Here is a 10,783-nt window from a genome sequence, read left to right as displayed (position 1 = left end):
GTGGGGACAGCCTCCTTGCGTTATTGATTGTCAAATTACAATTTAGCCAGATGAAACTTCTCCCAAAAATCCTCTGATTTGCTTAAAGCACTGCGGTCAAAGCCGCTGTTGCCACCTTGCATGCCACCGCTGGGACCCATGCCGCCACCCCGGCCGCCACGACCACCGCCGCCGCCCATGCCTCCACTCATTCCTCCACGACCCATACTGCCGCCGCCACCCATACCGCCATGACCCATGCCACCGCCCTGCTGTCCTTCGCCTTGTGGGCGGGTAATGCCGTTCACCTTAAAATTAAACGCCCACTCGTTCTTAGCCGCATCCGTCGCATCAAAAAACTTTAGCGGAATGGCGGCCTCGTACACCAGGTTGCCATCAGCATCATAATCAATTGCGGCTTTAAAGCCGTACGAATTAGTAGTGGTTAAAATATCGTAATCAATATCTTTAAAACCCTCAACTTTAATGTTACGCAGCTTGGTGAGCCGTGCCTTGCGCATTTCTTCCCGATCAATAGGTTGTTCGTCGGGCTTTTCCGTTGTATTGCGGCGTGCGGCCATCATATCGGCCATATCTTGCGGGTTAGCCACCGGGAAGGTTACTTTGTAGCTATCTTTCTTTTTACCTTTGCTGTTAATTCCTAAGGTTAATCCGGCCATTAATACACGTTCTTGTTCGCTGCGATCGTTTAGGCGTATAGCTACATAAATATTTTGAGCGTCATTAGCCAGGGTATAGTATAACTTCTTTTCTTCGTTATAGTAATACAAGCTATCTCCCCAATCTTTTAAATTGCCATCAATGGTAATAATTGTTGGCGGGTGGTGTAAGATATTGTTATGTGATTGAGCTTACGCGCCGGTAATTGCGTGTATAAAACCGGCCAGCATAATTAAAGCCGGGCTGAATATGTTTTTTATCATGATTAATTAGTTGAATTTGTGCATTGCTCTTTCTGCATCGAAGAAATAACAGCATTTTAACGTAATTATTATTTGCGTTTTGAGTAACTTTACCGTTAATATATATTATGCCAACAGAAGTACAGGAAGAAACACTTACGCTTGAAGAGATACTGGCGAGTTTAAAAGAAATGCACCGCCTTATTTTGTGGAACGATGATGTGAATACTTTCGAACACGTGATCTATTGCATGATGAAATACCTCGACTATTCCGAGTCGCAGGGCGAAAAAATTGCCTGGAAGGTACACAATGAAGGTAAGTGCGCTGTATTAGAAGGCTCTTTTACCGAAATGGAAGTTTACCGCAAAATTTTACAGCAAGAGGGTTTAACCGTAACGGTTGACTAATGTATGGTTGGTGATAACACCAATTATGTGCTAACCCTCATTCAATAAAATTATGTCATCTCGAATGATAGTGAGAGCACTTTTCAAATCGCTTAGCGTGCGTCAAAGGTTTTTCGTTATCACTCGAAATGACATTTTTATTTAACCATATTTTTCCATCCTGTCATTCCGACCCAAGTAGGAATCATATACGTGCGATATAATGCAAGGTGTATAAGATTTATCACTATCGTTCGAAATGACATTGTGGGAGGTATAGCATAACAATTATAAATACTTTTCCGGAACCGAATGCAGAGCCACACGATTACCTTCTGTGTCTAAAAATACAGCCATGTAGCCATACTCGGGCGATATTTCGATTTTGGGTGAGACTATTTTACCACCGGCAGCCTCTACACGATCTAATACAATTTGTACATCAGGATTACCGTTGAGGTAAATTAGCGTGCCGCTATTAGCCGATGGCTGATGAAATTCAGATACCTGGCACAACGCGCCGCCAACACCTGTCATCGGGTCTTCCAGCGGGAACATGGCCATCTGGTAGCCGTCGTGATTAATCAATTGTAATTGGGTGTCAAAAATGGTTTCGTAAAACTTTTGGGCACGAGCTATATCCACTGCAGGAATTTCGAACCAGCTGATCGCATTTTTAAAGGCCATAATGTTGAGGTTTTAATTTACTTAAAGTTAGTGGCTTACCATTAAAAAGCAAACGTTTAAGCAAGTAATTGCCAACAAGCGTTTATAACAAAAAAGGGGATGCTCCTGATGGTGCATCCCCTTGTGGAATATTATAATTTTGCTTAGGCCTCTTTATTAATAAGCGGCGCTTTCTTTTTGCTTTCGATATACAGGGCACCAACTAAGGTAAGTATTAATAATACCGAAGCAATTAACGAAATGGTTTCGCCGGTGTAGTATGAAGTAGGGTGGAAAATAAATTTAATTTCATGGTTACCAACCGGAATAACGGCAGCACGTAACAGGTAATCGGCACGGAAGAAAGGTTTTTCTATGTTGTCGATATACATTTTCCAGCCTTTGTCATAAAATACTTCCGAGAACACAGCGGTTTGTTCGGAAGTTGAACCTGCCTTGTAAACCAAAGTATCGGGGCTGTAGCTGGTAAGGCTGATGGTTGCGTTAGGATCAAGCACAGTTGGCTTATTATTCAGCAGGTTTTTATACTGCTCATCAACAATAGCTTCGTTTTTAGGATCGAAACTGCTGATGGCCTGCATTTCCTCATCGGAATTTTTGGCATACTTAATGCTTTTTACAAACCATGCATTTCCACAGGCGGTTTGATTAGCCTGCATGCTTGCGGTATTGCTCTTAGGGTCATTATTGATGATGTACTTGGTGTTCAGCATGTCCAACACATCCTGGTTAATGCTTTTGCTAAACTGGTTTTCGATGAGCTCCTGGTAGCGTTTCAGCTTAGCCGCATGGTAACCACCAATTGATTTGTGGAAGTACGAGGTATTGGCATTGCTGAACGGATCGCCCCCGGCTAAATCAAACACGCGGAAGTTTGGGTCCTTATCGCGCAGTATAAAGCCGTCAACCTCACGTTGTTGCGGTTTCATCACATCTTCTTTCGAAACAAAATTCTCGTCTTTAAGGTAGCGTTTGTCAATAGTCCATAAATCAACAGCAACCAATAATAAGAATGATATAGATGCTACCGTGGCGTTGATTTTCTTGGTAACCAAAGCCCATAGCACGCCAAATGCAAGCGCTATAAATATAAACGAGCGGATAGCATCGGCACGCTCTAATGAAATACGGTCTTGAACCAAAGCATTGGCAATGGTATTGGCAAAAGAGGTGTCGCCGCCAATAGCTTGTGAAAGTTGATTTACAAAGCCTTCGTGTTCGGGAGCTTTAAAGCTCAACAGCACGGTAGGTAGTAAAATCAACAAAAGTGTAAGGCCACCGGCAATAGCACCAGCAATTTTCAACTTCTTTAAAACTTCATCTTTATTGGTTGAGGTAATAGCCTCATGCACCGCCATAAAGCCCAGCACAGGGAAACACAATTCGGCAATAGCCAAAATAGAATCTAACGCACGGAATTTGTTATAAAGCGGGAAGTAGTTAAAGAATAAGTCAGATAATAACGGGAAGTTATGGCCGAATGATAGCAGGATAGTAAACACCGAAGCACTCGCTAACCACCATTTTAAGCGGCTTTTAACTACTAATAAGCCAAATATGAAAAGGAAACATACCACGGCACCAAAATAGGAAGGGCCTTCGGTAAACGGTTTGCCACCCCAGTATGCGGGTAATTGTTGCGCAAAGCCCTGTGCCTGCTGTGCATCAACACCTTTTTCTTGTAATACCTTTATTACTTTCGAGTCGGCATCTGCGGCCATACCGCGGCTACCGCCGCCATAAGCGTTAGGCACTAAAAAGGTAAAGCACTCGCCAATGCCCTGGCTCCACTGAAAGGCGTATTCTTTGCTCAGTCCGTTTGATGGTTCACTGGTGTGTTTGGTTAAGTTTGATTTACCACGGATAGACTCGTTTCCGTATTCGTAAGTAGTCCATAACGAGCCGGCGTTTACCGCCAGTGCCAACACCATAGCCACTGCCAAATAACCCATAACTTTTAAAGAAAGGTTGGGTTTGCTTGTTTTTAAAGGCATGGTAAGCCTCAATACATACGTAAATAATTAACGCCAGCATGAGGTAATACGTCATTTGGATATGGTTGGAGCGGATCTCCATAGCCAAAAAGAAAGCGGTTAGCGTACCACCCAGCAAATAACGACCCCTGAACGCCATAATGATACTGGCAATTAACGGCGCAAAAAATGCAATGGCATATACCTGATTGGCATGCCCGGCATCAATTAATATAAAATTATAGGTAGAAAAAGTGAACGCTACTGCACCCGCTGCTGCAAGCCACGGGTTTAACCGTAATACCGATAACAGGAAATAAGTACCCATTAACAGCAGTAAAACCGTATCAACCGGGTTAGGGAAGATGGTTTTAAGGGTGTCAACCACGTAGGTGGTAACATTGCTGGGGTAGGGTGCCCATACTTGGTAAGAGGGCATACCGCTAAACATGCTGTTGGTCCAAAGCGGCGCTTTACCGGTTTTTTCCTTTACATCCATTATCTCTTTCTGGGTAGCTTGTGCGCGCATAACGTCGCCCTGGTTTAGGGCTTTACCCTGAAACGCAGGGGTAAAATACACGAAACACATAGCTAAAAAAACTCCGAAGATGGCAAAATGAATGCCATTACGCTTGAACCAGTTGCTCATTTATCTTTAGGGAAAAAATTATTCCCCAAAAATATAAAAATGCCTGACTAATGGAAACAGATAGTTTATACGGGTTTTACAAGATCGCAATGTAGAGCCACTACGCCTAACAGATAATAAAGTATGCCCATGCCGGCAATACTTGCTAAATAAATAATTTGAGTTCTCTTCTCCTCAAACTCCTCGAGGTTACGGCGTATGGTGTAATAGTTGTACCAGGCCAAGCCCGCTAAGCCAACCCATAAAAACCAATGTATGCCCGTACAGCTTACGCACATTTGCACCAGTAAGGCAAATACAATGTAATTAGCCGTTATTAATGAAACTAAGGCTTGTATGCTGTAATTGCGGTTCCTGAAAACCATTCCGGGTTGCTCTCTCATGGCTTGTGGTTATTTTACTTCCTCAAAATCAACAAAGTCGCCCTCGTTATCGGGTATTTGCGATTTTACCTGGGGGGCGTGGTCTATTTTGATCTTTCCTTCAGGACGGTTTTGGCGTTGCTGCTGAAAAGGATTTTGCTGCTGACTATATTGTTGTTGAGCTTTGTTCACCATGCTTTGAAACAGCATGGGCAAAAATATACGCGCCAAACTGCGAATGATGTAGAAAACACAAATCGATATAATTAAGAAACGAATTAATATCATGTTGAGATGATTAGTTCACAAATATAAAGCTAATAACGAAATTTTTGTTTGGATATGATAGAGGGGTGTGCTATTGGTGTGTCAAAAATAGAATTGCTATACAAAGCCAGTGCAACCAATTTATTTATGCTACAGGGCGCTGCAATAAGTAAAAGCCAAACAAAATTTAAACAGGAATATGTTCTGCCGTTCGAAATAAGATGTTATCTAACCGCCTTCACCACAATATAAGGCGACAACCCCTTACTTTCTACCGGCACAACCTTAGTAAACACCTTTCCGGCAAACCACAAGGCTTTCAAAAAGCCTTTAGTAAACCTGCTTTGCTGCTTCATGTTTTCAAGCCAAATAGAGAAGTGGCCATAGTAATAAGCTTCTACATTTTTTAAACCCAGCTGCTTGCAGTATTCGGCCAGAAGGGCAGGATTCATGCTATCAATGTTATGCTTGTTATAGTTGTCCATATCATAAGTGCGCTGCACCCAGCCGTTTACCCCGGTAAAATTGGGGAGGGTAATAAACAGCGTTCCGCCCGGTTTTAAAAACATGAGGTGACGGGCTATAATATCTTTAGTGTCGTTAAAGTGTTCAATCAATCCGCATGATAGTACGAGGTCGTATTGCTCTTGTGGCTCAAATTTATACAGGTCGCCCTCAATAACTTTTACATCTTGTTGTGTAAGCTGGTTAGCAGCCAACACCTCTTTCAGGATAGGCTCATGCACATAAAAATCAAACAGCGAAGTTTCCAACCCGAAGTATTTCTTTAAAAAAATGGCATAGTAGCCGGGGAAGCCGCCCAATTCGATGGCCGATTTGATTGGTTTATCGGCAAGCAATTTTTTAAATAGCTGATGAAAAGTGTAGTTGGCAGGCACCTGGAAAGCCAGTCCTGTTTTTGATTCCCAGTAGTTAGCCCAGAATTTGCGGTCGGTGAGTTCGTTGCTCATTGTTATTGCAAAGAAAAGATTTTTCGGCCGATGTAAGTAAAAAACCTTAACAGGGTTTTATAAAGCAGATTAACAGCTATGACTAATAGTAATGTTTTTGGCAGTAATATATAACTTTTCTATCCATGAAGGATAGATGGTTGTATGCCAACCAGGGGTTATTGAGCTTGCAAAGTCATCTGCCCAAATGCCTGAATTAAGAATAAAAATTATAGGGGCAGTTAAATAGACAAAACCTATTGTTGATAAGCCTGCCAAAACTTTACAAATTAATTTATGTCGTTCGTTCATCATCACAAAATAACTAAAAAGGAGGTGAAAATAAATTGCTCCAATTTAAGTACCGATAAAATGTATTTTTGAAGCCATGTTAAAAGTGGTGCATATAAACACGTACGATGGTAATGGCGGAGCGGGCCGGGCCTGTTTGAGGCTAAACCGTGCCTTGCTGGCCGAAGGGATACATTCGAAAGTGGTGGTGCATTATAAGTTTGGTAAAAATCCATCGATATTAACTTTTAACGCAAACGCTATACAAAAGGCATATACGGCAGCAACTATCATTTTTGAACGCATATTAGCCAAGCGAGTGCTTAACCCCGGCAAGCGCACGCCGTTTTCGTTCACCTGGTTCGGGCGGTCGGTTATCCATCACCCCGATGTTAAGACGGCCGATGTGATACACCTGCACTGGATAAACCACAGCTTTTTAAACCCTTCCCACTTGGCCGAACTGGCTAAACTCAATAAGCCCATTGTATGGACTTTTCACGACAGCAATGCCTTTACCGGCGGCTGCCACGTGCGCTACACCTGCGACCATTTTTTGCGCGAATGCGGCCATTGCCCCTTGCTGAAAAATTCGGGTGCCAATGATATTTCGCACAAAATATGGGTGCAAAAAAACAACGCATATAAGCAGCTTAACATTAATGTAGTTGCGCCAAGTTCGTGGATGCTCGATTCGGTATTGAAAAGCAGTTTAATGCACGATAAACCCGCCGTGCAAATACCCAATACGCTCGAAACGGATATTTTCAGGCCGATAGATAAAGCCGAAGCCAAACGCAAGTTAGGTTTGCCCGAAGATAAATTTATCTTTTTGACCGGTTTTATGCCCTCGCGTAAGGATTTGCATAAAGGTGCAAGCTATCTTTTGGAAAGCCTCGAACTGCTGAAAACCCGTTTAGGCGCACAGGCCGAAAATGTTGAACTTGTTGTATTTGGCAATCGCGATGCTAAGAACGTGCCTGAGTTTCCGTTTAAGACCAACTTTTTGGGCACTATAAACGACGATGAAAAGCTGGCTACTTGCTACGCTGCAGCCGATGCTTTCCTGATACCATCATTGGAAGATAACTTGCCTTATACCGTGATGGAAAGCCTGGCGTGCGGCACACCGGTTGTGGCCTTTACTACGGGCGGCATACCCAACATGGTTGAGCATGGTTATAACGGTTATTTGGCCGAATACCGCTCATCCGAAAGTTTTGCCGATGGTATGGATTGGGCCGTTAATCACCCCAACCGCAGCATCCTGCAAAAACAGGCCAGGCAAGCCGTAATGGAGAAGTTTTCGGAAAAGGTAATTGCCCAAAAGCATCTGCAATTATATAATCGTCTGCTGGATAAAACGGTGGGGGGAGGGCCAAATGTTTAAGCCCAAACTGAGCGTAATTACCATTGTGTACAACAACGTGCAGCATATTAAGCGCACGCTTCAGTCGGTAATTCATCAAACGTACGCTAACATCGAATACATTGTGGTAGATGGGCTTTCAACCGATGGTACGCTCGATATTATTCATCAGTATGGCGACAAAATTACCACGCTCATCAGCGAAAAAGATAAAGGCATTTATGACGCCATGAACAAAGGCCTGGCGCTTGCCAAGGGCGATTATGTGATATTCATGAACTCCGGCGATACTTTTTACGCACACGATACTGTTGAGCAGGTTTTTGCTACGGCACCCGATGCCGATATTTATTATGGCGAAACCGAAATGATGAACGAGGCAGGTAACAACTTAGGCCAACGCCGTCACAAAGCCCCCAAACAGTTTCGGTTTAAAGATTTTAGGTATGGCATGAGCATTAGCCATCAGGCTATTTACATAAAACGTGACTTGGCGCAACCTTATAACCGCAAATACCAGTTAAGCGCCGATATTGACTGGATATTGCAGGCCGCCAAAAAGGCTAAGAAGATAGTTAACGTTAACCGCTACGTGGCTAAATACCTGGTAGGGGGCATGTCGAAAAAGAAGCACCGCCAAAGTTTGATGGAACGGTTTGATATTATGCGTGAGCATTACGGGCTGCTACCCACATTATTTAACCACGCCGTTATTGCTTTTAACCTGGGTTGGTACTGGCTGCTGCATCGCCGTACAAATGATTAATACATAAGTTATAGTTTGTTAAAAGTAAGTTTATACTATTGCAAACGCTTTAAGGCAAAAGCCGTTTATATTTGCTGAAGTGTATCTGCTTTAACCTCTTAAATGAAAATACTTTTAGGCATACAAGGTACTGGTAACGGCCACATTAGCCGGGCACGCGAGATTGTTCCGCTGCTGCAGCAGCATGGCGAGTTGGATTTGATTGTAAGCGGTACCGAGGCCGAAGTTTCTTTATCACAACCTTTAAAACACCAGTTTCATGGCTTTAGCTTTGTATTTGGTAAAAAGGGAGGGGTAGATAAATGGGAAACCTACAAACGCATGAACCTGTGGAGGCTGTACCGCGATATTCATAACCTGCCCCTCAAACAATACGATCTCATTATTAACGATTTTGAACCTGTAAGTGCCTGGGCCTGCCGGGTGCAAGGTATACCGTCGGTTTCGTTAAGTCACCAATGCTCATTTGTATCGGCCAAAACACCGCGTCCCGCCCGTTGGAATTATGCCGAGTGGTTGTTTAAATACTATTCGCCTACAACGCACCACATTGGTTTTCATTTTGATAGGTACGATTCGTTCATCCATACCCCGGTTATTCGTAGCGAGATACGCCAGTTGGAGCCAACTAACAAGGGGCATTATACCGTGTATCTGCCTGCTTATGATGATAAAACGCTGGTAAAAATACTAAGCCAGGTAAGCGAGGTGGAGTGGCACATCTTCTCTAAACGTCAAAAAACACCCTACCAAACTGGCAACATCCATATTTGCCCGGTTGATAACGTAAAATTTAACCAAAGCATGGCCAGTTGCGAAGGCTTGCTTACCGGCGGTGGCTTTGAAGGCCCTGCCGAAGCCCTGTTCCTTCAAAAAAAGGTAATGATGGTGCCTATGAGCGGGCAATATGAACAACGCTGTAATGCCCTGGCGGCCTCAAAACTGGGCGTACCGGTACTTACCAGCATTAACACGCATGCCATCCCACACATTAAAAACTGGATACAAAGCAGAAACAACATCCGTGTAAATTTCCCCGATGAAACTGCGCAGATAGTGGAAGACATGGTAAAGAAATATACGCGCCCGCAGGCTGTTTTAGCTTAAACATTTTTGGTAATATTGCCTGCTGAAACCACGGCGTGCATGATCGATATTTTCAGGCGGTTTAATCCCCTCAACATTTTATGGCTGGCTGTTCTGCTACTAATTACGCGGGGTGGTTATCTGTTGTTCTCGTCGTCGTTACCTGCCGATATTCCTGTTCAGGTGGCCGAGCCTTTCTTTCGTGCCTTATTGCCCTTAGCTATTGTAAAAACGCTTCCGGCGGCAGTTAGCATTTGGGGAGCGGCCCTGGTGGTGCTGGCACAGGCTGTACTGGTTAACTACCTCGTAAACGCTTATAATTTATTGGGGAGGCCAAGTTTTTTACCGGCTTTATTATACGTAACGCTGTCGGGTTTATTTACGCCGTTCTTGGTGTTGAGTGCCCCACTGTTATGCAACTTTGTAATTATCTGGATGCTGTTCAAGCTATTTGAACTTTACAAAACCGACGATTCAAAATCGCTGGCCTATGATCTGGGTATGCTGGCCGCCGTAGGCTCGCTTATTTATTTCCCGTTTACCTACTTTTTGGCAGTGGTTTGGATAGGGCTCATCATTTTTCGCCCGTTTGACTGGCGCGAGTGGGTGGCTACATTAATCGGGTATATCACCATCTTCTTTTTTATAGGCGTGGTGTATTATTTAACCGATAAGCTGCCTTACCTGTATAAAATATGGTTGCCGCTGGGCGCTAAGTTTGCCGGGCCGCAGGTGTTAGACAAGTACGACTTTTTGCTGCTCATTCCAGTGATGGCCATATTGGTGTTAGGTACACTCAAACTACAAGAAAACTTCTTTAAAAGTTATGTGCTTATACGCAAGGCATTTCAGCTTTTTTTCTTTATGGTGCCGGTGGCTTCGGTATCTTATTACGTGCGGCCCATGTTTGGTTTGAGCCATTTTTTACTTTGCGTGGTACCCGCTGCCATATTTTTTGCCTATTATTTTTTATATGCAAGTAAGCGCTGGATGTACGAAACGCTGTTTTTCTTGCTGATTGCCAGTATTATTTACTTCCAGTTTAACACTTTTTAACTTTTACATTCGTTCATGTTCAAGCGGTTATATTAG

General features: G+C 43.4%; 13 protein-coding genes. 5 read left to right on the top strand and 8 right to left on the bottom strand.

The window, feature by feature from the left end:
- Window positions 1-35: 35 nt before the first annotated feature.
- A complete protein-coding gene (locus QE417_RS10130) occupies window positions 36-770 on the bottom strand; it encodes a hypothetical protein (RefSeq protein ID WP_311949652.1) in 735 nt (244 codons plus the stop codon).
- Window positions 771-1,030: 260 nt separating this feature from the next.
- On the opposite strand from QE417_RS10130, the gene QE417_RS10125 reads away from it, so the two are divergent.
- Window positions 1,031-1,312 carry an ATP-dependent Clp protease adaptor ClpS gene (locus QE417_RS10125; RefSeq protein ID WP_311949651.1) on the top strand — a complete coding sequence of 94 codons (282 nt, stop codon included), beginning with the start codon at window positions 1,031-1,033 and terminating at the stop codon, window positions 1,310-1,312.
- 267 nt (window positions 1,313-1,579) lie between these two features.
- Here QE417_RS10125 and QE417_RS10120 read toward each other — a convergent pair whose 3' ends face one another.
- The 7 genes from QE417_RS10120 to QE417_RS10090 form a co-directional block, all read right to left on the bottom strand.
- Entirely contained in the window at window positions 1,580-1,978 is a 399-nt protein-coding gene (locus QE417_RS10120; protein WP_311949650.1) for a VOC family protein, read from the bottom strand.
- Between the two features lie 143 nt (window positions 1,979-2,121).
- A complete protein-coding gene (locus QE417_RS10115) occupies window positions 2,122-3,930 on the bottom strand; it encodes a hypothetical protein (RefSeq protein ID WP_311949649.1) in 1,809 nt (602 codons plus the stop codon).
- A complete protein-coding gene (locus QE417_RS10110; protein ID WP_311949648.1) occupies window positions 3,833-4,600 on the bottom strand; it encodes a hypothetical protein in 768 nt (255 codons plus the stop codon). Before QE417_RS10110 ends, QE417_RS10115 begins: the two co-directional genes overlap by 98 nt.
- A gap of 65 nt (window positions 4,601-4,665) precedes the next feature.
- On the bottom strand, window positions 4,666-4,983 hold the full coding sequence (locus QE417_RS10105; RefSeq protein ID WP_311949647.1) for a hypothetical protein: 318 nt from the start codon (window positions 4,981-4,983) through the stop codon (window positions 4,666-4,668).
- Between the two features lie 9 nt (window positions 4,984-4,992).
- Entirely contained in the window at window positions 4,993-5,250 is a 258-nt protein-coding gene (locus QE417_RS10100; protein WP_311949646.1) for a DUF4834 family protein, read from the bottom strand.
- Between the two features lie 203 nt (window positions 5,251-5,453).
- Window positions 5,454-6,200: a class I SAM-dependent methyltransferase gene (locus QE417_RS10095; protein WP_311949645.1), complete on the bottom strand. Its 747-nt coding sequence runs from the start codon at window positions 6,198-6,200 to the stop codon at window positions 5,454-5,456.
- Window positions 6,201-6,269: 69 nt separating this feature from the next.
- Complete coding sequence (locus tag QE417_RS10090) at window positions 6,270-6,494, bottom strand: hypothetical protein (protein WP_311949644.1); 225 nt, start codon at window positions 6,492-6,494, stop codon at window positions 6,270-6,272.
- Window positions 6,495-6,567: 73 nt separating this feature from the next.
- Between QE417_RS10090 and QE417_RS10085 the strand changes: the two genes are divergently transcribed.
- The 4 genes from QE417_RS10085 to QE417_RS10070 all read left to right on the top strand — a co-directional run bounded on the left by QE417_RS10085 (window position 6,568) and on the right by QE417_RS10070 (window position 10,747).
- Window positions 6,568-7,860, top strand: coding sequence for a glycosyltransferase (locus tag QE417_RS10085; RefSeq protein WP_311949642.1), 1,293 nt, complete (start codon window positions 6,568-6,570; stop codon window positions 7,858-7,860).
- Window positions 7,853-8,605 carry a glycosyltransferase family 2 protein gene (locus tag QE417_RS10080; RefSeq protein ID WP_311949641.1) on the top strand — a complete coding sequence of 251 codons (753 nt, stop codon included), beginning with the start codon at window positions 7,853-7,855 and terminating at the stop codon, window positions 8,603-8,605. The genes QE417_RS10085 and QE417_RS10080 overlap by 8 nt, the downstream gene beginning before the upstream one ends.
- Before the next feature lie 102 nt (window positions 8,606-8,707).
- Window positions 8,708-9,712, top strand: a complete 1,005-nt coding sequence (locus tag QE417_RS10075) for a glycosyltransferase family protein (RefSeq protein ID WP_311949640.1) — start codon at window positions 8,708-8,710, stop codon at window positions 9,710-9,712.
- 39 nt (window positions 9,713-9,751) lie between these two features.
- On the top strand, window positions 9,752-10,747 hold the full coding sequence (locus tag QE417_RS10070; RefSeq protein WP_311949639.1) for a DUF6427 family protein: 996 nt from the start codon (window positions 9,752-9,754) through the stop codon (window positions 10,745-10,747).
- The last annotated feature ends 36 nt before the right edge of the window (window positions 10,748-10,783 follow it).

Origin of the sequence: Mucilaginibacter terrae (assembly GCF_031951985.1) — a bacterium.
In the GTDB taxonomy this organism is placed as follows: Bacteria; Bacteroidota; Bacteroidia; order Sphingobacteriales; family Sphingobacteriaceae; genus Mucilaginibacter; species Mucilaginibacter terrae_A.
Note: the sequence above shows the minus strand (reverse complement) of the source record. Positions and strands in the feature narration are given on the sequence as shown.

What these genes read in the sequence shown, in the direction of transcription:
- QE417_RS10125 (WP_311949651.1), top strand. Translation starts at nt 1,031, where the DNA reads ATGCCAACAGAAGTACAGGAAGAAACACTTACGCTTGAAGAGATACTG.
- QE417_RS10120 (WP_311949650.1), bottom strand. Translation starts at nt 1,978, where the DNA reads ATGGCCTTTAAAAATGCGATCAGCTGGTTCGAAATTCCTGCAGTGGAT.
- QE417_RS10115 (WP_311949649.1), bottom strand. Translation starts at nt 3,930, where the DNA reads ATGGGTTATTTGGCAGTGGCTATGGTGTTGGCACTGGCGGTAAACGCC.
- QE417_RS10110 (WP_311949648.1), bottom strand. Translation starts at nt 4,600, where the DNA reads ATGAGCAACTGGTTCAAGCGTAATGGCATTCATTTTGCCATCTTCGGA.
- QE417_RS10105 (WP_311949647.1), bottom strand. Translation starts at nt 4,983, where the DNA reads ATGAGAGAGCAACCCGGAATGGTTTTCAGGAACCGCAATTACAGCATA.
- QE417_RS10100 (WP_311949646.1), bottom strand. Translation starts at nt 5,250, where the DNA reads ATGATATTAATTCGTTTCTTAATTATATCGATTTGTGTTTTCTACATC.
- QE417_RS10095 (WP_311949645.1), bottom strand. Translation starts at nt 6,200, where the DNA reads ATGAGCAACGAACTCACCGACCGCAAATTCTGGGCTAACTACTGGGAA.
- QE417_RS10090 (WP_311949644.1), bottom strand. Translation starts at nt 6,494, where the DNA reads ATGATGAACGAACGACATAAATTAATTTGTAAAGTTTTGGCAGGCTTA.
- QE417_RS10085 (WP_311949642.1), top strand. Translation starts at nt 6,568, where the DNA reads ATGTTAAAAGTGGTGCATATAAACACGTACGATGGTAATGGCGGAGCG.
- QE417_RS10080 (WP_311949641.1), top strand. Translation starts at nt 7,853, where the DNA reads ATGTTTAAGCCCAAACTGAGCGTAATTACCATTGTGTACAACAACGTG.
- QE417_RS10075 (WP_311949640.1), top strand. Translation starts at nt 8,708, where the DNA reads ATGAAAATACTTTTAGGCATACAAGGTACTGGTAACGGCCACATTAGC.
- QE417_RS10070 (WP_311949639.1), top strand. Translation starts at nt 9,752, where the DNA reads ATGATCGATATTTTCAGGCGGTTTAATCCCCTCAACATTTTATGGCTG.